General features: G+C 74.2%; 27 protein-coding genes. 16 read left to right on the top strand and 11 right to left on the bottom strand.

Annotation, left to right across the window (positions count from 1 at the left end; translation table 11 throughout):
* Positions 1-45: 45 nt before the first annotated feature.
* The gene (locus OG617_RS16430) at positions 46-285 is read left to right on the top strand and encodes a hypothetical protein (RefSeq protein ID WP_405102727.1); all 240 of its coding nucleotides are present in this window, start codon (positions 46-48) and stop codon (positions 283-285) included.
* A 37-nt stretch (positions 286-322) separates the two neighbouring features.
* On the opposite strand, the gene OG617_RS16435 is transcribed toward OG617_RS16430, so the two are convergent.
* Entirely contained in the window at positions 323-2782 is a 2460-nt protein-coding gene (locus OG617_RS16435; protein WP_405102729.1) for a helicase-associated domain-containing protein, read from the bottom strand.
* An 84-nt stretch (positions 2783-2866) separates the two neighbouring features.
* Between OG617_RS16435 and OG617_RS16440 the strand changes: the two genes are divergently transcribed.
* Entirely contained in the window at positions 2867-3490 is a 624-nt protein-coding gene (locus tag OG617_RS16440; RefSeq protein WP_405102731.1) for an HAD family hydrolase, read from the top strand.
* Positions 3491-3518: 28 nt separating this feature from the next.
* Positions 3519-3905 carry a cold-shock protein gene (locus tag OG617_RS16445; RefSeq protein WP_405102733.1) on the top strand — a complete coding sequence of 129 codons (387 nt, stop codon included), beginning with the start codon at positions 3519-3521 and terminating at the stop codon, positions 3903-3905.
* Here OG617_RS16445 and OG617_RS16450 read toward each other — a convergent pair.
* Together OG617_RS16450 and OG617_RS16455 are read right to left on the bottom strand one after the other, a co-directional pair.
* The gene (locus tag OG617_RS16450; protein WP_405102735.1) at positions 3866-4897 is read right to left on the bottom strand and encodes a 1,4-dihydroxy-6-naphthoate synthase; all 1032 of its coding nucleotides are present in this window, start codon (positions 4895-4897) and stop codon (positions 3866-3868) included. The two genes, OG617_RS16445 and OG617_RS16450, sit on opposite strands and share 40 nt — an antisense overlap.
* Before the next feature lie 118 nt (positions 4898-5015).
* Positions 5016-5252 carry a hypothetical protein gene (locus OG617_RS16455; RefSeq protein WP_405102737.1) on the bottom strand — a complete coding sequence of 79 codons (237 nt, stop codon included), beginning with the start codon at positions 5250-5252 and terminating at the stop codon, positions 5016-5018.
* 260 nt (positions 5253-5512) lie between these two features.
* Here OG617_RS16455 and OG617_RS16460 point away from each other — a divergent pair, with 260 nt between their 5' ends.
* Positions 5513-6430 (top strand): GNAT family N-acetyltransferase, encoded by a 918-nt coding sequence (locus OG617_RS16460; RefSeq protein ID WP_405102739.1) that lies wholly within the window; start codon positions 5513-5515, stop codon positions 6428-6430.
* Between the two features lie 9 nt (positions 6431-6439).
* On the opposite strand, the gene OG617_RS16465 is transcribed toward OG617_RS16460, so the two are convergent.
* Both OG617_RS16465 and OG617_RS16470 read right to left on the bottom strand, forming a co-directional pair.
* Entirely contained in the window at positions 6440-7240 is an 801-nt protein-coding gene (locus OG617_RS16465) for a futalosine hydrolase (RefSeq protein WP_405102741.1), read from the bottom strand.
* Positions 7237-8958 (bottom strand): MFS transporter, encoded by a 1722-nt coding sequence (locus tag OG617_RS16470; protein ID WP_405102743.1) that lies wholly within the window; start codon positions 8956-8958, stop codon positions 7237-7239. Before OG617_RS16470 ends, OG617_RS16465 begins: the two co-directional genes overlap by 4 nt.
* 106 nt (positions 8959-9064) lie before the next feature.
* On the opposite strand from OG617_RS16470, the gene OG617_RS16475 reads away from it, so the two are divergent.
* Positions 9065-9895, top strand: coding sequence for a DUF3027 domain-containing protein (locus OG617_RS16475; RefSeq protein ID WP_405102745.1), 831 nt, complete (start codon positions 9065-9067; stop codon positions 9893-9895).
* A gap of 10 nt (positions 9896-9905) precedes the next feature.
* Here the strand turns inward: OG617_RS16475 and OG617_RS16480 are convergent, their stop codons facing one another.
* Entirely contained in the window at positions 9906-10184 is a 279-nt protein-coding gene (locus OG617_RS16480; protein ID WP_405102747.1) for a DUF2530 domain-containing protein, read from the bottom strand.
* 89 nt (positions 10185-10273) lie between these two features.
* On the opposite strand from OG617_RS16480, the gene OG617_RS16485 reads away from it, so the two are divergent.
* The 5 genes from OG617_RS16485 (at position 10274) to thpR (ending at position 14895) form a co-directional block, all read left to right on the top strand.
* Entirely contained in the window at positions 10274-11752 is a 1479-nt protein-coding gene (locus OG617_RS16485) for an NCS2 family permease (RefSeq protein WP_405103755.1), read from the top strand.
* Between the two features lie 127 nt (positions 11753-11879).
* Complete coding sequence (locus OG617_RS16490; protein ID WP_405102749.1) at positions 11880-12329, top strand: MarR family winged helix-turn-helix transcriptional regulator; 450 nt, start codon at positions 11880-11882, stop codon at positions 12327-12329.
* A 64-nt stretch (positions 12330-12393) separates the two neighbouring features.
* Positions 12394-13674, top strand: coding sequence for an MFS transporter (locus tag OG617_RS16495; protein WP_405102751.1), 1281 nt, complete (start codon positions 12394-12396; stop codon positions 13672-13674).
* Positions 13675-13793: 119 nt separating this feature from the next.
* Entirely contained in the window at positions 13794-14303 is a 510-nt protein-coding gene (locus OG617_RS16500) for a hypothetical protein (RefSeq protein WP_405102753.1), read from the top strand.
* Positions 14304-14316: 13 nt separating this feature from the next.
* Positions 14317-14895 (top strand): RNA 2',3'-cyclic phosphodiesterase, encoded by a 579-nt coding sequence (gene thpR / locus OG617_RS16505; RefSeq protein ID WP_405102755.1) that lies wholly within the window; start codon positions 14317-14319, stop codon positions 14893-14895.
* A gap of 157 nt (positions 14896-15052) precedes the next feature.
* Here the strand turns inward: thpR and OG617_RS16510 are convergent, their stop codons facing one another.
* The 4 genes from OG617_RS16510 to OG617_RS16525 form a co-directional block, all read right to left on the bottom strand.
* Entirely contained in the window at positions 15053-16039 is a 987-nt protein-coding gene (locus OG617_RS16510; RefSeq protein WP_405102757.1) for an aldo/keto reductase, read from the bottom strand.
* A gap of 83 nt (positions 16040-16122) precedes the next feature.
* Positions 16123-17208 (bottom strand): septation protein SepH, encoded by a 1086-nt coding sequence (gene sepH, locus OG617_RS16515; RefSeq protein ID WP_405102759.1) that lies wholly within the window; start codon positions 17206-17208, stop codon positions 16123-16125.
* Between the two features lie 186 nt (positions 17209-17394).
* Positions 17395-18522 (bottom strand): phosphoserine transaminase, encoded by a 1128-nt coding sequence (gene serC, locus OG617_RS16520; RefSeq protein WP_405102761.1) that lies wholly within the window; start codon positions 18520-18522, stop codon positions 17395-17397.
* A 306-nt stretch (positions 18523-18828) separates the two neighbouring features.
* The gene (locus OG617_RS16525; RefSeq protein WP_405102763.1) at positions 18829-19935 is read right to left on the bottom strand and encodes a citrate synthase 2; all 1107 of its coding nucleotides are present in this window, start codon (positions 19933-19935) and stop codon (positions 18829-18831) included.
* Positions 19936-20180: 245 nt separating this feature from the next.
* Between OG617_RS16525 and pdxH the strand changes: the two genes are divergently transcribed.
* The 6 genes from pdxH (at position 20181) to OG617_RS16555 (ending at position 25148) form a co-directional block, all read left to right on the top strand.
* Positions 20181-20867: a pyridoxamine 5'-phosphate oxidase gene (pdxH, locus tag OG617_RS16530; RefSeq protein WP_405103757.1), complete on the top strand. Its 687-nt coding sequence runs from the start codon at positions 20181-20183 to the stop codon at positions 20865-20867.
* The gene (locus OG617_RS16535; RefSeq protein WP_405102765.1) at positions 20864-22159 is read left to right on the top strand and encodes an MFS transporter; all 1296 of its coding nucleotides are present in this window, start codon (positions 20864-20866) and stop codon (positions 22157-22159) included. The genes pdxH and OG617_RS16535 overlap by 4 nt, the downstream gene beginning before the upstream one ends.
* Positions 22160-22177: 18 nt before the next feature.
* On the top strand, positions 22178-23107 hold the full coding sequence (locus tag OG617_RS16540) for an aldose 1-epimerase family protein (RefSeq protein ID WP_405102767.1): 930 nt from the start codon (positions 22178-22180) through the stop codon (positions 23105-23107).
* A 22-nt stretch (positions 23108-23129) separates the two neighbouring features.
* Positions 23130-23732 (top strand): nitroreductase family protein, encoded by a 603-nt coding sequence (locus OG617_RS16545; RefSeq protein WP_405102769.1) that lies wholly within the window; start codon positions 23130-23132, stop codon positions 23730-23732.
* A 216-nt stretch (positions 23733-23948) separates the two neighbouring features.
* Entirely contained in the window at positions 23949-24254 is a 306-nt protein-coding gene (locus OG617_RS16550; RefSeq protein WP_350884141.1) for a type II toxin-antitoxin system VapB family antitoxin, read from the top strand.
* Between the two features lie 207 nt (positions 24255-24461).
* The gene (locus OG617_RS16555; RefSeq protein WP_396680439.1) at positions 24462-25148 is read left to right on the top strand and encodes a DUF4230 domain-containing protein; all 687 of its coding nucleotides are present in this window, start codon (positions 24462-24464) and stop codon (positions 25146-25148) included.
* Positions 25149-25222: 74 nt separating this feature from the next.
* Here the strand turns inward: OG617_RS16555 and OG617_RS16560 are convergent, their stop codons facing one another.
* The gene (locus OG617_RS16560; protein ID WP_161689174.1) at positions 25223-25429 is read right to left on the bottom strand and encodes a PspC domain-containing protein; all 207 of its coding nucleotides are present in this window, start codon (positions 25427-25429) and stop codon (positions 25223-25225) included.
* Positions 25430-25652: the final 223 nt, after the last annotated feature.

Raw genomic sequence — 25652 nt, forward strand, 5'->3', positions numbered from 1 at the left:
CGATCCGCCCGGCACCCGACCAGCCCCGGCTCCGAGGAGGCGGCGATGAGCGTCGACCACGAGGCGGCAGCAGCCGAGGACGAGCCCGTGCCCGGCATCGCGGTCACCACGGCCACCGTGGTCGGCTACGGGCTCGCCGCCGCCGTCCTCGTCGGCTGGTTCCTGTACGGCTGGCTGGTCCAGCAGCAGGGCTTCGTCGCCTCGGTCGGCGAGTCCGCCGGGGCGGGGTTCGCCCTGCTGCTGGCCGTCTCCGTGGTGGGCACCATGCGGCGCAGCCGCCGCTGACCGGGGACGACGCCCCGGCCGGGTGCCGGCACGCCGGTCAGCTCTCCAGGACCGCCGCGGTGATCCGGTGCAGCGCGAAGGTGTGCAGCATCTCCGTCCGCTCGTCCTCGGCCCGCAGGTAGCCCGCCCCGATCGACACCGGCCGGAGCAGCCGGGACGTGGTCGCTCCGTGCGTGTCGACGTACCCCACCCAGACCAGCGCCTTGTCCCGGACCGCCTGCTGGAGCACGGCGAGCGCGTCACTGTGGCCGTGCGCCGGTGCCGGGCCCGAGCCGGCCGCACCGCCACGCACCACCGCCGGGGCCCGCCGGGCCGCCCGCGCCGCAGCCTCGCCCCGGCGGATCTGCTCCACCACCCCGAGCAGCCGCGGCATGGCCAGCTTCGGGGATGCCAGCGGGTCGAGCGCCCGGCCGACCGGCGCCCGCCCGGGGGCCCGCCGGGTCTTCGGCCGGGCCAGCACCGCCGCGCCGGAGGTGTCCTCCGGCACCGGGGCGTACCCGGCGTCGCGCAACGCCATCAGCATCCGGTTGACCTGGTACGGGGTGGACAGCACAGTCGGGGCCAGGCGGCGGAACGCCAGCGACTCCAGCCGCCGGTCGGCCAGCACCTCGGCGAGCAGTGCCTCGTCGTCGCTGCGCACGTACCCACCGGCGGAGCCGACCCGCAGCCCGCCGTGCTTGCGGGCCACGTCGTCCACCAGGTAGGCCAGCCCCTGCGGGACCGGGGTGCGGGAGCGGCGACGGAACAGGGCGTGCAGGTCGTCGGCCGAGTACCCGGCGTCCAGGGCCCGGCGCACGCTCGCCGTGGTGACCCGGTGCACACTCGCCCCGCCCGCCGACTCGTGCTCGGCCATCACCTCCAGCTCCCCGGCCAGCGCCGGGTCGGGCGGGCCGGGCACCACCACGGTCAGGTCGGCCTGCACCAGGAAGTGGTCGACCGGGGCGGGGAGCAGGGCGTCCAGCGCCCGCACGGCGGTGGACGCGGCATCGCTCTCCGCGTCCGTGTGCAGCCCGAGCGGGTCGTCCGAGCCCCGCTCGTCGGCGTCGGTCAGGTCGGCCAGCAGCAGCCGCCCGTACGAGGTGAGCGCCCCCAGCCCGGTCACCCCGAGCCGCGCGGCCTCCGTCAGCACCTCCCGGTGCGCGGCCTCCCGGCCCCGGCTGCGCCGGGGCGCCCGCCAGTCGAGCGTCCCCAGCACCTCATCCGGCGTCGGGGCGGTGGCCGGCTCCAGGTCGGCCAGCACCGACAGCACGGCCCGGCGGGCGGCGGGCGCACCGGCCCGTTCCGCCTCGGCCGACAGCACGGAGATCGGCCGGTCCCGGTCGTCCCGCTGCCCGGCCAGGCTGGCCTGCCGGGTCATCACCAGCCACGCCCGGGCCAGCTGCACCCAGCGCTGGGCCAGCGACATGGCCCGCCACACCTCGTACCCGCCGGTGGGCATGACCTGCTGGTCCGCGCCGTACCGGGCGGTGGCCGCACCGGTCAGCTCCAGCTCGCCGGCCAGCCCGGCCGCGTACGCCACCTCCAGCAGCAGGGCGGCGGTCGGGTCGTCCACGCCGAGGGTCTTGGCCAGCCGGCGCAGGTCACGCACCCCGACCCCGCCCGAGCGCAGCACCGGCGCCGGCTCGGCGGACAGCAGTTCCAGCAGCGCCTCGGTGTGCCGTACCACCTCCATGGTCTGCCCGGCCCCGGCCGAGTCGACGGCCTTCGCCTCGCGCGGGGTGGCGGCCACCGGCGGCGGGCTGGTGCGCAGCGGGCCGAGCGGGCCGCTGTCCCGGCGCAGCAGCAGGCCCACCTCGCGGGGCAGCTCCACAGTGCCGGCGGAGGCCAGCACCAGCAGCCGGTTGTCCACCAGCCAGCGCACCGGCGAGCCGGTCGGCGCGCCGCCGTTCGTCGGGTCCGGCGGGACGCTGTCCTCGGCACCGATCGGCGGGGCCTGGAGCGCGCCCGGGGGCACGCTGCCCACCGGCGGCCCGGCGGCCAGCCGGTCCAGGATCGCCCGGGCCGACGGCGGTGCCGCCAGCAGCGTGCGGCGCAGCTTCGCCGGGTCCGCGCAGAGGGCGGCCGCGCGCGGGTCCAGCTCCGCGGCCGGCCGGCCCAGCCCCGCCGGGTACGGCGAGACCTCGTCCACGCCGCCCACCACGCGCAGCGCGTGCTCGGGGCCGTACAGCAGGAAGAGCGCACGCAGCTTGTCCACCGCGCCGCGGATGGTGGCGGGGGCCGGCGGGCGGGGGCCGGCGGTGGCCATGGCCAGGACCGCCTCCGTGGCGGTGGTGTCGTCGTCCGGGTCCCGGGTCAGCCGGGCGGCGTCGAGGACCTGGAGGGTGAACTGGTCCAGCCCGTCCAGGGCCCGGGCCACCGAGACCCGGGACTGGGCCCGGATCGCGAGCGCGGAGACGTCGGCCGGCACGGGCACGACGAGGTCCGGCCGGAGCTGGAGCAGGGCGGCCAGGGACTCGTCGGGCAGCGTCCGTAGGTGGTCGGCGAGTGAGATGGTCATCGTCGTTCCACGCTAGCCCGCTTCAGGGCCTGCGCGCCCCCCGGACGTCCGGCTCGGCCGGTGATGGGCGGGTACGTTCTCGGAATGCCCCCGCTGACGGTCGGTTTCGACCTCGACATGACCCTCGTCGACTCGCGTCCCGGCATCGCCGCGGCCTACCGGGCGCTCACCGCGCGCACCGGCGTGCCCGTGGACGCCGAGGCGGCGGTGTCCCGGCTCGGCCCACCGCTGCGGGTGGAGATCGCCCGCTGGTTCCCGCCCGAGGGGGTCGAGTCGGCCGTCGAGGCGTACCGGGAGCTGTATCCGGCGTACGCGATCACCCCGACCCTGCCGATGCCCGGCGCGATCGCGGCGATCGCGGCCGTGCACGCCCACGGCGGCCGGGTCCTGGTGGTCACCTCCAAGATCGGCCGGCTGGCCCGGCTGCACCTGGACCACCTGGGGCTGGCCGTGGACGAGCTGGCCGGTGACCTGTTCGCCGAGGAGAAGGCGACGGCGTTGCGCGAGCACGGCGCGACCCTGTACGTCGGCGATCACGTGGCCGACATGGTGGCCGCCGGGGCAGCCGGGATCCCGGGGATCGCGGTGGCCACCGGCCCCTGCCAGGCCGAGGAGCTGCGCTCCGCCGGGGCCCACCTCGTGCTGGACGATCTCACCGGATTCCCAGCGGCGCTCGACCGCATGATCCGGCTAGCCTTGGAGCAGTAGACGTCTCAAGTGAAGCAGGGGTTCTCAGGTGCCGACGGGTCGAGTGAAGTGGTATGACGCGGCCAAGGGATACGGGTTCGTCACCAGTGACGAGGGTGGCGACGTGTTCCTGCCCAAGGGCGCGCTACCGGCGGGCGTCACCGACCTCACGGGTGGTCAACGGGTCGAATTCAGCGTGGTGGACAGCCGCCGGGGCGCCCAGGCGATGGGGGTCAAGCTGCTCGACGCCCCACCGTCGATGGCGGAGCTGCGCCGCCGGCCGGCGGAGGAGCTGCATGGCCTCGTCGAGGACATGATCAAGGTGCTGGAGGCAAAGGTCCAGCCGGACCTGCGGCGGGGCCGTTTCCCGGACCGGAAGGCCGCGCAGAAGATCGCTCAGCTCGTCCACGCGGTGGCGCGCGAGCTCGAGGTCTGAGGGCTGGAGGTCTTAGGTACGAGCCCGGCGTCGGTGGCCCGGCCCAGCAGCGCCTCCACGGCGGCGAACCCCGCGTTCCCCAGGTCTGCGGTGAACTCGTTGACGTAGAGGGCGATGTGCCGGTCCACCACGTCGGGCTCCATCTCCTGGGCGTGCGCGAGCACGTACTCCCGGCTGGCCTCCGGGTCGGCCCACGCCTGGCGGACCGACTCGCGGATCCACCCGGCCGCCTCGACCGGGTCGACCGCGCCCTTGCGGGCCAGGATCGCGCCGAGCGGGATCGGCAGCCCGGTGTCGCCCTCCCACCACTCGCCGAGGTCGACCAGGGCGGTCAGCCCGTGCCGGGGGTACGTGAAGCGCGCCTCGTGGATCACCAGCCCGGCGTCGTACCGCCCGGCAGCCACCCCCGGCATGATCTCGTGGAACGGGACCACCTCGATGCGCGCGGGCGGCTGGTCGGCCGACCAGAGCCGGAACAGCAGGTACGCCGTGGTCCGGTCCCCGGGCACCGCGACCGTCGCACCGGCCAGATCGGCACGGCCCGGTCGGCCGGCCGGCTCGCCCTGGTGCCCCCGCTCGCCCTGGTGCCCCCGATCAGCCGGGTCGCCCCGATCGCCCTGGTCGCCCCGGGTCAGGACCAGCGGACCGCAGCCCCGGCCGAGCGCGCCGCCGCAGGGCAACAGGTGGTAGTCGTCCAGCAGCCAGGGCAGCGCCGCGTAGCTCACCTTCACCAGATCGAAGGCCCCCCGCTCGGCGGCGGTGTTGGTCACGTCCACGTCGGCGTACGTCACCTCGACCGCCGGTGCGCCGGGCACCCGGCCGTGCACCAGGGCGTCGAAGACGAACGTGTCGTTGGGGCAGGGCGAGATCGCCAGGGAGAGCGCCACGTCCCCACCGTATCCCCGCCCCCGCCCCGCTCCCCGGCCTGTCCCGCCCGCTGTGACCCGCCGCGCCCTGACGTATGACCCTGAGGCCCCGCTCCCCGGCCTCATGCACCACGGATGTACGCCTCCGGGGTTCCGGCCCGGCTCTGCGCCTCAAGGCCCTCCGATGTCGGTCCCCGGCGGTCGAGCCAGGCCCGTGGCTCGGCTCGGCCCGGTCTGGCTCGGCTCAGCGTGCCCGGCCCGGCCCGGCGTGCCCGGCCCGGCCCGGCGTGCCCGGCCCGGCCCGGCGTGCCCGGCCCGGCCCGGCGTGCCCGGCCCGGCCCGGCGTGCCCGGCCCGGCCCGGCGTGCCCGGCCCGGCCCGGCGTGCCCGGCCCGGCCCGGCGTGCCCGGCCCGGCCCGGCGTGCCCGGCCCGGCCCGGCGTGCCCGGCCCGGCCCGGCTCGGCCCTGTATGGAACCGGCATAGGGAAGCCCTTCCGCTGCCTATGGAGCTGATGTCGTGAACGACTCAGCCGGGGTGGCACACCAGGACCTGCCCGGGGCGGTGATGTCGTCAGTGACTCAGCTCCAAAGGGTCCTCAGCAGAGGTTCTTCCCCAGGCGGACGAGGTTATCCACAGGTTGTCCACAGCTGGGCGGGGTCAGTTGAGGGATGGTCGGGATGAGGGCAGCATCGGGATGTGGGCGGCTGGAGAGAAGAGCGTGGCCGAGCCGGAGGAAGTGACGTGAAGCAGCCTCAGGAGCTGGAGCAACCCGAGGAACTGGAGGCGTCGGGGGAGTTGGAGGCGCCGGAGCCTGTGGACCTGGGTGTTCTGCTCCGTGCGCTGCGCCGACGGGCAGACCTGAGCCAACGCGGGCTGGCCGAGAGGTCCGGGGTACCCCAGGCGACGTTGGCGCGGATCGAGGTGGGGCGGGTGGCTGATCCACGGTTCCGCACGGTGGAGCGGCTGGTGCGGGCGGCCGGTGGCCGACTGGCGATTGGGGCGCCGGACGCCCACGGTCCCGATGGGCCGCCCGACGACGTGGTGGCGGTGCCGGGGGTGCCGCACGACGGAATGCGGGACGAGGCGGGGCGGCGGTACCCGGCGCACCTGGACGTCTGGGAGGTGCACGACCCCAGGGACTGGCCGGGCGCCTGGTGGGCAGAGTGGTACAAGCTGCCACCGGAGCGGTTCCCAAGACCGGTGCCGGCTGCGACGTACGAGCTGGGCCGCCGCTACCGGGACCAGCGCCGGTGGGCCGACCGGGTCCGGCGCGAGGTGGCGGTGCGCCAGGTCACCGACGACGGACTGCCCTCGACGTGCTGGCGGTTCGTGGCGGAGCTGCCCGACGGTCGGGTGCTCGGCGAACTGCGGGCCCACGAGCGCAGCCCTCGCCTGCTGTACGGCGACCTGGTCGAGGCCGGGGAGCGGGAGATCGTGCTGGACGGCGTCCTGGTGACCGGTGCATGTCGCCGGCTCGGTATCGGGCGGCGGCTGGTGGAGGCGCTCACCGCGGAGATGGACCGAAGAGGGCTCTGTGCGGCGCACGCCGTCGCCGACTTCGGTGGCGTCGATCTGCTGCTGGCCTGCGGGTACCGGTTGGAGGCGAGCCGGCCCTATGCGCTTCGTCTGGACCGCTCGCCGTCCCGGCGGGTGGTCTGAGCGTCTGGCTCAGGTCAGTGCGGCGGCGGCCGTCGTGAGGGCGGCGAACGCCTCACGCAGCCGCCAGGAGGCCCGGTCGCGTGGGCCGATCGGGTTGGAGACAGTACGCAGCTCGGCGAACGGTAGGCCGGCCTGGGCGGCGGCGACCGCCACCCCGTACCCCTCCATGGCCTCGGCCACCGCGTCCGGATGCCGGTCGGCCAGGGATTTGGTGCCGGCGGAGGTGCCGGTCACCGTGCTGACCGTGAGCACCGCGCCCACGGTCGCCCACGGCAGGGCGGCGAGCAGGGCGGCGAGCAGCTCCGGGTCGGCGGGCACGATACTGCCGCCGCCGAGCAGCTCGGGCGGCATGCCCAGCTCGTCCACCGGGATGAAACCCTCCGGCGACTCGGCGCCGAGATCCGCCGCGATGCTGCGGGTGGCGAGCACCGTGCCGCCGACCGCCACCCGGCCGACGAAGCCGCCGGCGATCCCCGCGCTGACCACCGCCCGGTACGGGCGGCCGGCGGCCTCGGCGAGCGCGAGCAGCCGGGCGGTGGCGGCCCCGGCGACGGCCGGTCCCACCCCGACCGGCACGACGGTGACCGCGGGGCCTGTCGGCGTCGCCGGCGACCCCGAGCCCGCCCTCGACCCGGAGCCCGACCCCGACCCCGAGCCCGGGCCGGAACCGGAGCCCGAGCCCGAGCCCGAGCCTGGACGGCCCGGCGTGGGGGCCGGGAGGCCGGCGCGGACCGCCTCGGCCTCGGCCGGCACCGCGGTCACCACGAGCAGCCCTCCGGGGGTGGTCCGCGCGGCGGTGGGGCCGGTCACGACACCGGGTCCCGGGGCTCCCGGCGGGTCTCGTCGTCGGCCCCGCCCGGGCCGCCGGAGCCGGCGACGGCGGAGGAGGGCCGGTAGATGTGGTACCCGGGTGGGGCGAGGGCTGGTTCGTCGGCCGGATCGGCGTCGGGGCCCCGGGCCGGGTCGGGCGCGGAGCGGTCGGCCGAGGACCGGCTGGGCGTGGACTGGTCGGGGGCGGACCAGTCGGGGGCGGAGCGGGCAGGCGAGGAGCGGTCGGGTGGGGACGGGACGGCGTTTGCCGCCGTGTCGTCGGCGTCCGGCGGGGCTGCGGTGGTCTCCTCGGTCAGCTCGTCGTCGCCGAGTGGGCGGCCGACCAGCCGCTCGTCGCGGAGCTTCCCGGCGACGTACACGCCCCGGGCGGCGGCGAGCACGCCGACCCCGGCGGCGACAGCGATGCCGAGCCGCCCGTCGAGCGGGACCAGGCCGAGGCCGCCGCCGGCCACGAAGGCCAGCATCAGCGCCGTCTCGGAGTGGGCGAACGAGCTGGCCCGCAGCCGCTCCGGGATGCGTTCCTGGATGGAGGCGTCGACCGACAGCTTCGCCACCCCGCTGGCCAGCGCGGCGACCAGGCAGAGCAGCGCCACCATCGGCAGCGAGAACTGGATGGTGGCCAGGACGGCCGTGCCGGCCACGATGATCATGCTGCTGGACTGGATCGCGGTGGGCCGGTGGATGCGCAGCCGGGTGCCGACCGCCGTGGCCAGGAAGGTGCCCACCGCCAGCGCCCCGCCGACCAGGCCGAGCGCCACCTCCGGGCTCAGTTCCCGGCCGAAGAAGTCGGTCGTCAGGTCGCCCTTCCTCAGCGCGAACGCGAGGAAGAGCAGCAGGAAGCCGTACACCGCGCGGGGCAGGGCCGCCCCGACCAGGGTGGCGATGACGAGCCGACCGGCCGGGCGGCCGCGCCCCAGCGGACGGTCCCCGGCGGACCGCCGGCCGAGCGACCGTAGCGGGCGGGGGACCCGCTCGGGCGGGTCCGAGTCCGCCCTGGGCGGCAGCCGCAGCGCGATCACCATGCCGACCAGGAAGATCACCGAGGCGACCCGGAGCGGCCACTGCGGGCCGAACCAGAACGCCGCCAGCCCGATCGGGGCGACCAGCCCGCCGGCCACGGTGCCGTAGACGCTGGCCCGTGCGCCCACCTGGGACAGCCCGAGCCCTTCCGGCAGCAGCCGGGGCACCGCGGCCGAGCGGGCCACCCCGTACGCCCGGGAGAGCGCGAGCACCCCGAAGGCCGCCGGGTACAGGCCGAAGCCGTTCATGTGGTCGGAGATCATCCAGGCGAGGAAGGCCCGGCCGAGCATGGTGGCGGCGAGCGCGTACCGCCGGCCGTGCCGGAAGTGGTCCAGCAGCGGGCCGACCACCGGTGCGAGCATGGCGAACGGCACCATCGTGACCAACAGGTACAGCGCCACCTTGCTGCGCGCCTCGCCCAGCGGCACCTCGAAGAAGATCGTGCCGGCGAGCCCGATCGCGATCAGGGTGTCTCCCGCGCAGGAGACCGCGTGCAGGTCGAACAGGCGCACCATGCCGACCTCGCCGCCGGCGCCCCTGGCCCGGGCCGAGCCGGCCCGGCGGGTCATCCAGCGCCCGCCGCGCGCGGATCCGCGCAGTAGCAGGCGGACGGCGCGGATGCCGGTGCCGACGGTCCGCCCGAGTAGGGACCGCTCGGAGCGGGAGAACAACGGCATGTGCACCATCCTCGCCCATCCGCCCCACCCCCGCGCGACCACCACCGGAGAACACGCTCCGGGGAGTGCCTGTCGGTCGTCGCCGCGCATGGGGGACAATGGTTGAGTGACCAGGCCCGTCTCCGCCCGTGCCGCCCGCCTCGACCAGGTCTGCGCCGCCGCCGTTGAGGTGGCCCGCGACGCAATCACCGAGGTGGAGCCCTCCGATGTCGGTGACCACCTACAGGCCGTCGCCGAGGCCGACCGGCTCGTTACCCACTACTTCGAGTGCCGGCTGTCCGGCTACCGGGGCTGGCGGTGGGCGGTCACGGTGACCCGGGTGCCACGCAGCCGGAACGTCACCCTCTGCGAGACGGTCCTGCTGCCCGGCCCGGACGCGCTGCTCGCCCCCGGCTGGCTGCCCTGGCAGGAGCGGCTCAAGCCGGGCGACCTCGGCCCCGGCGACCTGCTGCCCACCTCGCCGGACGACGAGCGGCTCGCGCCCGGGTACGTGCTCTCCGACGACCCCGCGGTCGAGGAGACCGCCTGGGAGCTCGGCCTCGGCCGGCCCCGGGTGCTCTCCCGGGAGGGGCGCGCCGAGGCCGCCCAGCGCTGGTACGACGGCGACCACGGGCCCGCCGCGTCGATCTCCATGGCAGCCCCGGCGGCGGCCCGTTGCGGCACCTGCGGCTTCTACCTGCCGCTGGCCGGCTCGCTGCGGCAGTCCTTCGGCGCGTGCGGCAACTTCTACGCACCCGACGACGGCCGGGTGGTCAGCGCCGACCACGGCTGCGGCGCGCACTCGGAGACCCTCATCGAGACCTCCGACACCCCGGTCGACGAGCTGCCCACGGTGTACGACGACAGCGCGGTCGAGGCGGTGTCGGTGAGCGAGGCGGTGTCGGCGAACCGGGCCCCGGGCTCGGCGGAGCCGGCCGAGCCGTACGGCCACCCCTGACCGGTCGGCGTCAGCGGCCGGCGTCGTCGGGCCGGGCGGTCTGAGCTGCGGCGCGGCGGCGACGCCGGTTGGCGTCGTGGCGCATCATCACCGCCAGACCGGGAAAGCCCCACAGGAACCCGGCCAGGCAGATCCAGAGCCAGTCCTGGCGGCCGTGCTCGGTGAGCCAGTCCCGGAAGAAGATCAGCAGCACCAGGCCGGCCACCGCCCAGACCGCCAGCCCGGCGACCGCGAACGGCACCATCGGCGGGTCGAGCGGCTCGGGCCGCGTCGGTTGCTCCTGTCGCACGGTGGCAAGCGTACGCGATCAACTTTTGCAGGTGGCCGGTGATCTGCGACGATGCGCGCGACCGACGGAAGATCACCTGCGAGGACCAGATGGCCATTGCGCCGCCGCACGAAGACACTGCACCCGATCCCGCCCACCCCCGTAACGGTTTCGACCGGTTCTTTGAGATCACCGCCCGCGGCTCGACGCTGAGCCGTGAGGTCCGAGGTGGTCTGGCGACCTTCTTCACGATGGCCTACATCGTGGTGCTCAACCCGCTGATCCTCGGCGGCGCCGTCGACGGCGACGGCAAGAAGCTGGCCATCCCCGCGCTGGCCGCCGCGACCGCGCTGGTCGCCGGCCTGATGACCATCCTGATGGGGGTCGTCGGCCGGTTCCCGATGGCGCTGGCCGCCGGCCTGGGCGTGAACGCGCTGGTCGCGTACGAGATCGCCCCGCAGATGACCTGGGCCGACGCGATGGGCCTGGTGGTGATCGAGGGTGTGCTCATCGCGATCCTGGTGCTCACCGGCCTGCGTACCGCGGTGTTCCGCGCGGTGCCCACCCAGCTCAAGACCGCGATCGGCGTCGGTATCGGCCTCTTCCTGACCATCATCGGCCTGGTCGACGCCGGCTTCGTCCGCCGTGTCCCGGACGCGGCGAACACGACCGTCCCGGTCGGGCTCGGCATCAGCGGCAAGATCGTCAGCTGGCCGCTGCTGGTCTTCGTGGTGGGCCTGCTGATCACGATCGTGCTGGTGGTCCGCCGGGTCCGGGGCGCGATCCTGATCGGGATCCTCGCCTCGACCGTGCTGGCGATCGTCGTGGAGGCCGTGGCCAACGTCGGCCCGTCCTTCGTCAACGGCAAGCCCAACCCGCACGGCTGGGCGCTGAACGTGCCGGAGCTGCCGAAGAAGGTCGTGGACGTCCCCGACCTGTCGCTGCTGGGCAACTTCAACGTGCTGGACTCCTGGACCCGGGTCGGCTGGCTCATCCCGCTGATGTTCGTCTTCACGCTGCTGATCACGGACTTCTTCGACACGATGGGCACCATGGTCGCGATCGGCCAGGAGGGCAACATGCTCGACGAGCGGGGCACCCCGCCGCGGGCCAAGGAGATCCTGCTGGTCGACTCGATCGCCGCGGCGGCGGGTGGCGCGGCGAGCGTCTCCAGCAACACGTCGTACGTCGAGAGCGCCGCCGGTGTCGCGGAGGGCGCGCGGACCGGCGTGGCCAACCTGGTCACCGGCGTGCTGTTCCTGCTCGCGATGTTCCTCGCGCCGCTGTCCCTGGTGGTGCCGTTCGAGGCGGCGTCCACGGCGCTGGTGGTGGTCGGCTTCCTGATGATGACCGCGGTGCGGACCATCGACTGGACCGACTACGAGATCGCCATCCCGGCGTTCCTCACCATCGCCCTGATGCCGTTCACGTACTCGATCTCCAACGGCATCGGCGCCGGCATCATCTCGTTCGTGGTGGTCAAGCTGGCGAAGGGGAAGGCCCGGGAGATCCACCCCCTGCTGTACGGGGTGGCAGTGCTCTTCGTGCTGTACTTCCTGCGTGGGCCGATCGAGTCCGTCGTGCTCTGACGACCCACCGTGATCGGCTGGGCCGGGGTGCCCGAATCGGGCACCCCGGCCCTTCTTGCACGAACTCCCTGGTGAGCATGGTCATATCGGATGTCGTTAGCCACGCTCATTAGCTAGGCTAACTATCGTGACGGAGCGGACGGTGACGGCGAAACACGTGCCACCGGCGCGGCTGGCCCCCCAGCTGCGTGATGCGATCACCCGACTCAACCGGCGGGTCCGACAGGCCCGCCCGGTGGGCGACCTGACGGTCACCCAGCTCTCCGCGCTCACCAGCCTCAGGCTGGCGGGCGCGCTGACGCCCCGGGAACTGGCCGACGTCGAGCGGGTGCAACCGCCGACGATGACCAAGATCGTCGCGAAGTTGGAGGAGCGCGGCCTCGTGCGGCGTACCCCCCATCCGACCGACGGTCGGCAGGTCATCCTCTCGGCGACCGAGGGGGGACAGGCCGTGCTCGATCAGTTCGAGCGGGTCCGCGACGAGTGGCTGGCCCGCCGGCTGGCCGAGCTCACCGAGTCCGACCGGGAGACGCTTCGGCAGGCCGCCGAGATTCTTCAGCAGCTCGCCCGCGCCTGACCGCGCCACCGCGCCCGCGCCGTCCGCCGTCGATGACGCGTACGACCGAGGAGGCGCACTCAGGGTGCAGGCGAAGCTGAGCACGATGTTCCAGTCATTGCAGGTCCGTAACTACCGGCTCTTCGCGTCCGGGCAGCTGATCAAAATGATCGGCGTCTGGATGATGTTCATAGCCCAGGACTGGCTCGTCCTTCAGCTCTCGGACGACTCCGCCACCGCGCTCGGCTTCGTCACCGCGCTCCAGTTCGCCCCGGTGCTGCTGCTCACCCTGATCTCCGGGCGGCTCGCCGACCGGTACGACAAGCGCCTGCTGCTGTTCGTCGCGAATGTGTTCTGGACGGTGCTGGCGTTCGGGATGAGCCTGCTGGTGCTCACCGGCCTGGTGGAACTCTGGCACGTCTTCGTCTTCGCCGCCCTGCTCGGCGTCGCGAACGCGGTGGAGACTCCGGTGCGGCAGGCGTTCGTCTCCGAACTGGTCGGCACATCCCTGCTGCCCAACGCGCTGTCGCTCAACGCCGCCGTGTTCAACTCGGCCCGGATCGTCGGCCCGGCCGTGGCCGGCCTGGCCATCGCCGTCGTCGACGTCGGCCCGGTGTTCCTGTTCACCGCGGTCAGCTCGCTGGCCCCGCTGGCCAACGTGGTCCGGATGCGCCCCGCCGAGCTGTACCGCGAGGCCCTGCTGCCGGTCGGCGAGCGGGACTCCGCCCGGGTGGTCGACGGGCTGCGGTACGTCGCCCGCCGCCCCGACCTGCTGCTGCCGATGGCGGTTATGTCGGTGATCGGGATGAGCCTGTTCAACTTCCAGCTCACCCTGGCCGCGCTGGCCAAGACCGTGTTCAAGACCGGCGCCGCCTCGTTCGGCCTGTTCAGCACGGCCCTGGCCGTCGGGGCGCTGGTCGGGGCGCTGGCCGGCACCGGTCGGCGCAGCCGCCCGTCGGTCTGGGTGGTGCTCGGCGCGGCGGTCGGCTGTGCCGTCTTCGGCACCCTGGTCGGGGTCGTGCCGGCGTACTGGATGGTGGTGACGCTGCTGCTGCCCGCCGGGTTCTTCATGGTGTTCTTCGCACAGGCCGCCAACCAGCGGGTGCAGCTCGGCACCGACGCCGCGTTCCGGGGTCGGGTCATGGCGCTGTGGGTGCTGGTCTTCCTCGGCACCAACCCGGTCGGCGCGCCGCTGATCGGCTGGGTGGCCGAGACCTTCGGCGCCGGGGCGAGCATCTGGATCGGCGGGCTGATCTCGCTGGCCACCGCCCTGATCGCGCTCGCCTGGCAGCTGCGCCGCTCGGGCGCCCGGCTTCGCCTGCGGATTCTCCCGATGCCCCGCTTCTACGTCGTTTCCCCGGAGTGACGGAAGGCCCCTGTCGGAGGCCCTCGGGGAAAGGGCCCCGACAGGCGGGTGAAAAATTGATGTATTTGGATGTCAAGAATCCGGTGGCGGGCAGGCGCGCGGGGGCTTAGCGTCGATGCGTGGAGGTAGGCCGCGCGATGCTCCTTGCCCTGGCGTTCGTCGCTGTCGCGAGTCTGCCGGTCGCCTTCGCGCTGCTCTTCTGCGCCGACGAGATCATCGACCGGGTCGCCTGCTGGCACGCCGAGTGGCGCGAACGCCGCCGGGAACGCCGCACCGTCGCCCGGCTGGACCGGGCCGTCGAGGCCGACTCGCTCACCCGGGGCCTCGACCTGACCGAGTTCGACCGGGCCGACCGCCGGTCCCTCCAGGAGATCGCCGCCGACCTGCGCCGTTTCGGCGGCCACCGGGTCAACCAGGTCGGCCGGGCGGTGATCTGGCACGCCGCCGTCCTCGACGCGTACGACGAGCACCTGCGGGCGGCCTGCCGGTGCCTTGGGCTCACCGAACACCTGGGCGAGCTGGCCGGCGTCGACCGGGAGATCGAACGGGTCCGGGTCGAGGGGGCGCTGCACGCCGCCGGGCTGCCCCTGCCCGCCGCCCGCGCCCCGCACCGCCAGCGGCACCACTGAACGGCGTACCCGGGTGCGGCTGTTCGTCGCGGTCTACCCGCCGGCTGCGGCCGTCGCCGACCTGGCCGCCGAGGTGGCCCGGCTGCGGGTCGGCCGGGCGGCTGCGGCCGGCACCGACGTCCGGCTCGCCGACCCCGCGAACGCCCACCTCACCCTCGCCTTCCTCGGCGACGTGGACGCGGGCCGCCTGGTCGATGCGGAGAGTGCCCTCGGGATCGCCGCCGAGACGTTCCGGGCCGGCCGGGCCGGCTCACCGGTGCTGCGGCTCGGCGGCGGGGGCAGCTTCGGCGAGGGCCGGCTCACGGTGCTCTGGGTGGACGTGCGCGGCGACGTCGAGGCGCTTCGCGTCCTGGCCCGGCTGATCCGGATCGGTCTGATCCGGGGCCGGCTGCCGTACGACGAGAAGCCGTTCCGCCCGCACCTGACCATCGCCCGGCCCGGCGCCCGGATCGACCGGGCCGACGTGGCCGCCGACCGGGAGGCCCTGCACGACTACCTGGGGCCGCGGTGGCCGGCCGCCGAGCTGGTGCTGGTCCGCAGCCACCAGGGCCCCCGGCCGACGCACGGCCGGCTGGCCGCCTGGCCCGTCTGAGGCCGGCCCGTTCTCCGGGCCGGCGGCGTGCCGGCCCTGACAGGGTGGCCGGCGCCGAGCGGCGTGCTGGCCCCGACACGTGGCCGGCACGGACGCGGCGTGCCGGCCCCGACGCGGTGGCCGGCACGCCGCCGCTCAGGAGCAGGTCACGGAGCCGTCACCAGGCCCACGCCTCCGGGCCCGGGCCGCCTTTGCCCACCGGCGGGAACAGCTCGTCGAGCCGGGCCAGCGCCGCCTCGTCGAGCCGCACGTCAAGCGCGCCCAGCGACCGGTCGAGCTGGTCGAGGGTGCGTGGGCCGATGATCGGGGCGGTCACCCCCGGCCGGGAGAGCAGCCAGCCGAGCGCCACATCCGCCGGGTCGTGGCCGAGCTCCGCGCAGAACTTCTCGTACGCCTCGATCGCCGGCCGGTGTTCCGCCAGGCCCTCGGCGGCCCGGCCGCTGGTGCCCCGGGCGGCCCCGCCCTCGGCCATCTTGCGCAGCACCCCGGACAGCAGCCCGCCGTGCAGCGGCGACCAGGGGATGATGCCGAGGCCGTAGTGCTGGGCGGCCGGGACCACCTCCAGCTCGACGTGGCGGGTCAGCAGGTTGTAGATCGACTGCTCGGAGACGAGGCCGAGGAAGTTGCGCCGCTCGGCAGCCGCCTGCGCCTGCCCGATGTGCCAACCGGCGAAGTTGGACGATCCGACGTAGACCACCTTGCCCTGGGCGACCAGGGTCTCCATGGCCTGCCAGATCTCCTCCCACGGGGTGGCCCGGGAGACGTGGTGCATCTGGTACAGGTCGATGACGTCGGTATGGAGCCGGCGCAGCGAGTCCTCGCAGGCCCGGACGATGTGTCGGGCGCTCAGGCCCTGCTCGTTGGGCCACTCGCCCATCTTGCCGTAGACCTTGGTGGCCAGGACGACCTTGTCCCGCCGGCCGCCGCCCTGGGCGAACCAACGGCCGATGATCTGTTCGGTGATCCCCTCGCCGGTCTGCCAGCCGTACACGTTGGCGGTGTCGAAGAAGTTGATGCCGTGTTCCAGCGCCCGGTCCATGACGGCGAAGCTGTCCGGCTCGCTGGTCTGCGGCCCGAAGTTCATGGTGCCGAGGCAGAGCCGGCTCACCGACAGCCCGGTGCGTCCCAGATTCGTGTACTCCATGCGATCCACCCTGCCACGGGCGCACCTCGAGTGCCTCACCGTTCGCCGGGGCGTGGCGGGCACGCCGCCGGCGAACGGGTCGGTCAGGAGGACTCGCGGGCCGCCGGACCGCTGCCGAAGAGGACGTCGTCCCAGCTCGGCAGCCGCTTGCGGGGCTTGCCGGAGGCGTCGGTCGACTCGTTCCCGCCGGCCGCAGTCGCGGCAGCCGTGCGGCGGGGCCGGAGCACCGCCAGCGACGGCACGGCCGGGATCTCCTTCGGTGCGTCCGAGTCGTCGTCGAACGCGGAGCCCTGGCCACCGCCGAGCAGGGCCGCAGCCCCGCCGCCGACCGGCCGCTGCCGGGGCGCCTCGGACCCGGCCAGCGCCGCCGGCGTGCGCGGCTCCAGGCCGCGCCCGGACGTCGAGCCGAGTGGACGGTCCAGCGAGGCGAGCAGGGCGTCGCGCCCGGCGCGGATCGGGTCCCGCCCCGGGCGGCCGTGCTCGCCGGCAGCCGCAGGCAGCCCGTGCCCGCCCCGGCCCGGCTCGGCGCGCGACGGGCCGGGCAGCGCGTGGCCGCCCCGCTCCGGCGTGGGCTCCTGCCCGAGGATCGGGGTGGGGCGCTCGGCGCACAGGTACTGCGCCATGTCGTCGTGCGGGGTGACGTTCTGCCGGGTCTTGTCCAGGTCCCACACCGCCTGCGCGGTGGCCTTGCCCGACGGCCAGGTGGCGATGATCCGCCAGGTGCCGTCGTCGCGGCGGTACGCGTCCCAGGAGATCTTCTCGGTGTCGATCCCGTGCTGGGCCAGCCGGCCGTTGACCACGTCGGCCAGCGGGGTCGGCTTCTCGGCGCCCTTGAGCCGGGTGCGCCGGGCGTGCTGGGCGAGCATCGCCCGCTCCTGGAGCACAGGGCCGGCGTAGCGCAGCACCCGGTCGACCGGGACACCCGCGATGCGGGCCACGTCCTCGGCGGACTCGCCGGAGCGGATCTTGGCTTGGATGTCGCGCGGGGACAGCGACGGCACCAGGTCTGCGGTGTTCGGCACCACGGCGAGCGGGGGCGCACCCGGCTCGGCGTGCATGGCACCGGCGATCCGCTCGTCGATGGGCAGGGCGAGCAGCCGCCCGACCTCGTCGGCGAGCACCAGAGCCTGGCCGTCCTCCGAGAGGGCGACGAAGCGTACTGGGCGCATGAGCGTTGCCTCCGTCCCGCTTCGCTGGCCGCACGCCACGAGTCGGCCACCCAGGCGTCTCGCACCACGGTACGCCCATCCGTCACCAGGTGGGGGAACCGACACCCCGCATGTCGCGGACGAGCTGCGAAGATGATCACACTGGGTGGCCGTCGGCGGCCCGATGGCCACCCAGTGTGACGATGCCTAGAGCCGCTCGACGACGTAGTCGATCGAGGCGGTCAGCGCCTCCACGTCGGCCGGCTCGACCGCCGGGTAGAGCGCGATGCGGAGCTGGTTGCGGCCCAGCTTCCGGTACGGCTCCGTGTCGACGATCCCGTTGGCCCGCAGCGCCTTGGCGATCGCCGCCGCGTCCACCCCGTCGGCGAAGTCGACGGTGACGACCACATTGGACCGCAGCGCCGGGTCGGTGACGAACGGGGTCGCCACGGCCGAGCGCTCGGCCCAGCCGTACACGATGCCGGCGCTCTCGGCCGTGCGCTTGGCGGCCCAGTCCAGCCCGCCCTGTTCGTTCATCCAGTCGGTCTGCTCGGCGGCCAGGAAGATGGTGGCCAGGGCCGGGGTGTTGTACGTCTGCTCCAGCCGCGAGTTGTCGATCGCGGTGACCAGGTCGAGGAACGCCGGGATGTACCGGCCCGACGCCTTGATCTCGGTGGCCCGCTCCAGCGCGGCCGGCGACATCAGGGCCAGCCAGAGGCCGCCGTCGGAGGCGAAGCACTTCTGCGGGGCGAAGTAGTAGACGTCGGTCTCGCGCACGTCGACCGCCAGGCCGCCCGCGGCGGAGGTGGCGTCGACCAGCAGCAGCGAGCCCTCGTCGGCACCGGCCACCCGGCTGATCGGCACGGCGACGCCGGTCGACGTCTCGTTCTGCGGGAGGCCGTACGCGTCGACCCCGGCCTCGGCCACGAGCGTCGGGGCGCTGCCCGGCTCCGACTTGCGCACGGTCGGCTCGCCGAGGAACGGCGCCTGGCTGACCGACTTGACGAACTTCGCGCCGAACTCGCCGAAGCTGGCGAACTGGGCCCGGTCCCGGATCAGGCCGAACGTCGCGACCTCCCAGAACGCCGTGGTGCCGCCGTTGCCGAGGATCACCTCGTAGCCCTCGGGGAGGGAGTAGAACTCGGCGATGCCGCGCCGCAGCCGGGCGACCTGGTCCCGGACGGTCTTCTGCCGGTGTGAGGTGCCCAGGAAGCCGGTCGCCGCGTCGGCGAGGGCGGAGACGGCCGCCGGACGGACCTTGGACGGCCCGCAGCCGAACCGTCCGTCGGTGGGCTTGATGTCTTCGGGAATCCGGATGGTCGGTGCGTCAGCCACGGTTGTCGAGATCCTTCCGCGTGGGCGGGGCCCGGTCTGGTGGGCGGGTGCGGACCGACGGCGGTCGCGTGCGCGGGCGCACGGTCGGCCGGGATCCGAGATGGTCCGGCGGCTCTGCCGAGCCCTCATCCTCGCACCCGGGCCGACCCGGACACCCGGCGGTGAGGCATGGGACACACCGCCGGTCGCGCGGCCGGCCGGCCCCCGGGAACGCGGAGGGGCCCCGCCGACCGGCGGGGCCCCTTCCTCGTTGGCGCTGACGGGATGGACGGGCGTCGCGCACCCAGGTGGTGACAGGCGTCGGGCTCAGACGCCGTGCGGGATGGCGTCCCAGCCCTCGACCTCACGCGGCTTGCGGGTGCCCGGGCCGATGTAGGTGGCCGACGGGCGGACCAGCCGCTGGAGCTTCTTCTGCTCCAGGATGTGCGCGCTCCAGCCGCCCATCCGGGCGCAGGTGAACATCGAGGTGAACATGTGCGCCGGCACCTCGGCGAAGTCCAGCACCACGGCCGACCAGAACTCGACGTTGGTGGCGAGCACCCGGTCCGGGCGGCGGGCCTGGAGCTCGGCCAGGGCGGCCTTCTCCAGCGCCTCGGCGATCTCGAAGCGCGGCGCGCCCAGCTCCTTGGCGGTGCGGCGGAGCACCCGGGCGCGCGGGTCCTCGGCCCGGTAGACCCGGTGGCCGAAGCCCATCAGCCGCTCGCCCCGGTCCAGGACGCCCTTGACGTACCCCTCGGCGTCACCGCTGCGCTCGACGGCCTCCAGCATGGTGAGCACCCGGGAGGGGGCGCCGCCGTGCAGCGGGCCGGAGAGGGCGCCGATGCCGGAGGAGATGCAGGCCGCGGCGTCCGCGCCGGTGGAGGCGACGATCCGGGCGGTGAACGTGGAGGCGTTCAGGCCGTGCTCGGCGGCCGAGATGAAGTACGCGTCCACGGCCTTGACGTGCCGCGGGTCGGGCTCGCCGCGCCAGCGCTTCATGAAGCGCTCGACGATCGTCCCGGCCTTGTCGATCTCCTTCTGCGGCACGGCCGGCAGGCCCAGGCCGCGGGCGGACTGGGCGACGAAGGAGAGCGCGGTCACCGAGACCCGGGCCAGGTCCTCGCGGGCCTGCTCGTCGGAGATGTCCAGCAGCTGGCTGAGCCCCCAGTACGGGGCGAGCATGGCGACGGCGGACTGCACGTCGACCCGGATGTCGCCGGAGTGCACCGGCACCGGGAACGGCTCGGCCGGCGGCAGGCCGGGGCCGAAGCGCCCGTCGACCAGCAGCGCCCAGACGTTGCCGAAGGAGACCTGACCGATCAGATCCTCGATGTCGACGCCGCGGTAGCGCAGCGCGCCCCCCGCCCTGTCCGGCTCGGCGATCTGGGTCTCGAAGGCTACGACGCCCTCCAGCCCGGGTTTGAAGTCGGCCATGTCGCTCTCTCCTGGATCTGCTCGATGCGCCCGCCCAAGCTCATCCGGCCCGACCGGTCGAGCACCTTAGGCGATCCTCAGGGACGTGTTCGTGACATCTTGCCTGCTGGGTAACCGACTGCGCGACCCAGTGCGACTGTGCTGCACGCCTCATCCCCGCCGGTGGACAACCGGGTGGCCTCGGTGAGACTGGGGGGTCCGGGCTGGCCAGCGGTGCGGGTACGGGCGGCCCGACGAGAGGGAGACTGACTGTGACGGGTGACACACCCGGACTGGCGGGGATGCGTAACGAGTACGCCGCCGACCTGGGCCTTTCCGAGGCGAACCTGGCGGCCGACTGGCACACGCAATTCGCCCGTTGGTTCGCCGACGCGGTGGCCGCCCGGCTGCCCGAGCCGAACGCCATGATCCTCGGCACCGCCGACGCCCTGGGCCGGCCCAGCGGCCGCACCGTCCTGCTCAAGCAGTACGACACCGAGGGTTTCGTCCTGTTCACCAACCACGGCTCCCGCAAGGGCGTCGAGGCGCTGGCCAATCCGTACGCCAGCCTGGTCTTCCCATGGTTCGCGATGCAGCGGCAGGTGGTGGTGGCCGGGCGGATCGAGCCGGTGGACCGGGCCGAGACCGAGGCGTACTACGCCAGCCGCCCGCGCGGCTCCCAGCTCGGCGCCTGGGCCAGCGCCCAGTCCCGGGTCGTCCCGGACCGGGCCGCGCTGGACGCCGGCTACCGGGCGGCGGCCGAGCGCTTCGCCGGGGTGGAGCCGATCCCCGCCCCGCCGGACTGGGGCGGGCTGCGGGTGCGCCCGGAGACGGTGGAGTTCTGGCAGGGCCGGGCCAGCCGGCTGCACGACCGGCTGCGGTTCCGCCGCGCCGGGGCCTCCCCGGGGACGGCCGGCGACGGAGAGTGGGTCGTGGAGCGGCTGGCCCCGTGACCGCCGTCAGGCAGACCCGGCCGCGCGGACCGCGCCGCTGGGCGATCGACCTGCGCCCGCTCGGCGTGCCCGCGTACCGGCGGGTGTGGCTCGGCAACGCCGTGGCCATGTTCGGCTTCCAATTCACGGCGGTCGCGGTGCCGGTGGAGATGTACGCGTTGACCGGCGGCTCGTTCTGGGTCGGCCTGCTCGGCATCGCCGGGTTCCTGCCGCTGCTGGTCTTCGGGCTGTGGGGCGGGGCGGTCGCCGACGTCCTGGACCGCCGCCGGGTGCTGCTCGCCGGCGGGGCACTGCTCTGGGCGTCGACGCTCGCACTGCTGGTCCAGGCCCTGCTGCGGGTGGGCAGCCCGGTGCTGCTGCTGACCCTGGTGGCGGTGCAGTCCACCGCGTTCGCGGTCACCTCGCCGACCCGCAGCGCGATCCTGCCCCGGCTGGTGCCGACGGAACTGGTGGCGGCGGCGAGCACGCTCAACTTCACCACCCACACCGCCACCTCGGTGTTCGGGCCGTTGACCGCCGGCCTGATCTTCGCCGGCTGGGGCACCGGCCTCGGCCTGCCGGTGGCGTACGCGGTGGACGCCCTGCTCTTCACCGTCTCGCTGTGGGCCACCTTCCGGCTGCCGGCGCTGCCCCCCGAGCCCGACCCGGACGGCTCCGCCGCGCCCCGCCGGGCGGGGCTGGCCAGCATCGTGGACGGCTTCCGCTACCTGGCCGCGACCCCCGTGCTGCTGCTCTCCTTCGTCATCGACCTGATCGCGATGGTGCTGGCGATGCCCCGGGCGCTGTTCCCCCAGGTGGCCCAGGAACGGTTCGGCGGCGGCGCGGCGGTCGGCTGGCTCTACAGCGCGATCGCCATCGGGTCGATGCTCGGCGGGCTCACCTCCGGCTGGATCGGCCGGCTCCGCCGGCAGGGGCTGGCGCTGGTCCTCGCCGTGGTCGGCTGGGGCGTGGCCATCGCCGCCGCCGGGCTGGCCCGCCAGCTCTGGCTGGTGGTCGGGCTGCTCGCCCTGGCCGGCGCGGCCGACCTGATCAGCTCCGTGCTGCGGCAGACGATGCTGCTGGTGCACGCGCCGGACCGGCTGCGCGGCCGGCTCCAGGGCGTCAACACGGTGGTCGTCGCGGGCGGGCCCCGACTCGGCGACCTGCGCGCGGGGGCGACGGCCGCCGGGTTCGGCACCGGCGTCGCCTGGGTCGGCGGCGGCCTGGCCTCGGCGGTGCTGGCGGTGCTGCTGGTGGCGGCCTTCCCGGCCCTGCTGCGCTACCGGGCCGCCACACCGCGTACGCAGGAGTGAACGACTAAGGTCACCGGCATGCAGAACGCCGCTACCCCCCCGCCGTCAGGCGCACAGTGGACCATTTCCGCCGCCGGCCACGAGGCCGTCATCGTGGAGGTGGGCGGCGGTCTGCGGACATACCGGCACGACGGGGCCGACTACCTCGACGGGTACGACCTCGACGAGATCTGCCCCGGCGGGGCCGGTCAGGTGCTGGCCCCGTGGCCGAACCGGATCCGCGACGGGCAGTACTCCTTCGGGGGGCGGTCGTTGCAGCTCACGCTGACCGAGCCGACTCGGCACAACGCCATCCACGGCCTGGTCAACTGGGCGCGCTGGCACCTCGTCGAGCAGGCCGACGACGCGGTCACCGTCGGCTACGACCTGCCGCCGCACCCCGGCTACCCGTGGGGGCTGCGGCTGCGCACCCGGTACGCCGTGGGCCCGGACGGCCTGCTCGTCGAGCACGAGGCGACCAACGTCGGCGACGGGCCCTGCCCGTTCGGCTTCTCGATTCACCCGTACCTGCGGCTGCCCGGGGTGGCCGTCGACGACATCTCGATCCAGGTGCCCGGGCGGACCCGGGTGCTGCTGGACGGGCGGCTGCTGCCGGTCGGGGCGACCCCGGTCGCCGGCACCGAGTACGACTACACCAGCCCGCGCAGGATCGGCGACGCGGTGCTCGACGCGGCGTTCGGCGAGGTGACCCGGGCCGCCGACGGCGGATCCTCGGTGACCCTGGCCGCCCCGGACGACGCCGTCGCGGTGCGGATCTGGGCGGACCGGGAGTTCGGCTGGTGGCAGGTCTTCACCGGGGACACCCTCAGCGGGGAGCGGCACCGGCGCTCGGTGGCCGTCGAGCCGATGACCTGCCCGCCGGACGCGTTCCGCTCGGGCAAGGACGTGATCACCCTGGAGCCGGGGGACACCTGGCGGGGCGCCTGGGGCATCCGTCCCGGGGCCTGAGCGGCCGGCACGAGGGAGCGACATGGAATTCGCCGAGGTCGTCCGGCGGCGCCGGATGGTGCGCAACTACGACCCGGACCGCCCGGTCCCGCCCGACGTGGTCGAGCGGCTGCTCGACCACGCGGTCCGGGCCCCGTCCGCCGGGTTCTCCCAGGGCTGGGGATTCCTGGTGCTGGAGGCGCCGGAGGACCGGGAGCGGTTCTGGGCGGCGACCACCCCGGACGGCGGCGGGCGGGACCGGTGGCTGGCCGGGATGCGGCGGGCGCCGCTGATCGTCGTGCCGCACGCCAACCGGTCGGCGTACCTGGAGCGGTACGCGGAGCCGGACAAGGGCTGGGCGGACCGCTCGACGGAGCGTTGGCCGGTGCCGTACTGGCACGTCGACACCGGCTTCGCCGCACTGCTGATGCTGCTCACCGCCGTGGACGAGGGGCTGGGCGCGTGCTTCTTCGGCATCTCGCCCCAGCGCACCGCCGCGTACCGGCAGGCCTTCGGGGTGCCCGAGGAGTACCAGCCGATCGGCGCGCTGACCGTCGGCTACCGGGCATCGGACCACCGGTCGCCGTCGCTGCGCCGGGGGCGTCGCCCGGTCGACGAGGTGGTCCGCCGGGGCCGCTGGAGCTGACCGGTCCGCGGGGCCGACCGCGACCGGCGGCCCGGAGAACCGGTCAGGGACGGGTCCGGGGCGTCGCAGTAGTGAATGCGACATGAGGGAGTAAAACGCGGTGTGGCACGGGCGGCTACGCTGGCACGGTCATCGGTGCCGCGTCGCGCGGCGCCACACCGCGATGCGACCCGACGCGGCGGGTCGGCCCGGTCAGGGGGAGGGGAGCGTACCGTCGTGATCTTCAGAGCGGTCCGGGACGGGAGTCCCTACCCGGACCACAACCTGACGCTCAAGCAGTGGGCGGAGATCCCGCCGCGCCCGCTGCGGCTGGACCAGCTGATCACCACCAAGCGCGAGCTGGCGCTGGACAAGCTCCTCGCCGAGGACTCCACCTTCTACGGCGACCTGTTCCCGCACGTCGTGCAGTGGAACGGCGGGCTGTACCTGGAGGACGGGCTGCACCGCGCGCTGCGCGCCGCCCTCCAGCAGCGCAACCAGATCCACGCCCGGGTGCTGGTGCTCTCCGGCCAGGCCGACTGACGGCTGTCGCCGCCCCACCGCCCTGCCCCCGCTTGATCCCGCGTTGATCCGGGCTGGCGGGTGGGTGCGACGGGATGGGGCCGGGATGGGGTGGAGAGGTTCGTCCAGAGTGCGACACGCGCGGGCCGGGTGCTCGCCGAGCGGGTGTCGCACGAGAGCCGTACCGTCATCGGAAGACGATGTGTCCGATCGAGGATGGTGAGCGCGATGTCCCCTGACGGTGAGGTCGACCGGCCTGCCCCGCGGGGCCCTTCCGGGCCCGCCCGGGGGTTGCTCGTGGTGCTCGGCGCCGCAGCGCTGGCCGTGGTGGTGCTGCTCGGCACGCAGGCGACCGGGCTCATTCCGGACTTCCGCAACCCGTTCAGCAAGGAGCAGACCGACCGCAGTCAGCCCCCGCTGCTGAAGTCGATCCAGGACCTCAGCCGCTACGTCGCGGCCGAGGGCAACTTCCAGGTCGTGGTCGACCTGCAGAACGACCGGAAAAACGTCCCGGAGTTCCTGCTCAACGAGCGCACCCTCTTCGTGGGGGCGGGCAGCGTCGAGGCCTACGTGGACTTCGGCAAGATCGCCGAGGGTGCGATCGCCGTTTCGGCCGACGGGAAGTCCGTCGAGGTCAAGCTTCCCGCGCCGCAGCTCGCCCAGACCAACCTGGACATGGAGAAGAGCTACGTCGTCGCGCAGCAGCGGGGCCTGATCAACCGGCTCAACGACCTGGTCAAGGGCGACCCGAACCGCCAGCAGCAGGTGTACAAGCTGGCCGAGGACCGGATCACCGCCGCCGCCCGGGACAGCGGGTTGACCGCCCGCGCCGAGGAGAACACCCGCAAGATGCTGGAGGGCCTGCTCCGCTCCCTCGGGTACGAGAAGGTGACCGTCACCTACACCGCACCCTGACGTCCTCCCGCCAGCGACGAAGCGCCCGCCCCGAACGTTCGGGGCGGGCGCTTCCGCGTGTGGTGGGTGGCGGGTCAGTGGCGGGCGGCGGCGTAGCGGTCCTCGTTCGGCATGAGCACCCACAGCACCAGGTAGACGACCACCTGGGTGCCGGGCAGCAGCAGCGACAGCAGGAACAGCAGCCGGACCAGGTTGGCGGAGGTGTTGAACCGGCGGGCCAGGCCGACGCAGACCCCGGCGAGCATGCGCCCCTCGCGGGGCCGGACCAGTTTGCGACTCATCGTCGTACTCCCACTCTGCGGCGTACCCGCCGCCTCTGCATTCCACGGTAGGAACGGACGACCACCCCGCCCTCCGTCCCGAGGGTGATTCCGCACCCCCTGACCCGTAGGTGCTTACCCGGGCACCCCCACCGCAACGCCTCCCCGCGCCCCCGCGTCGGGCCCCCGCCAGCACGTTTTGCCTGCTGGTGCGGAGTGGGACGCAGGATGTGGAGGGTGTGGG

It is taken from the genome of Micromonospora sp. NBC_01412 (assembly GCF_045040215.1).
Lineage (GTDB): Bacteria > Actinomycetota > Actinomycetes > Mycobacteriales > Micromonosporaceae > Micromonospora > Micromonospora rubida.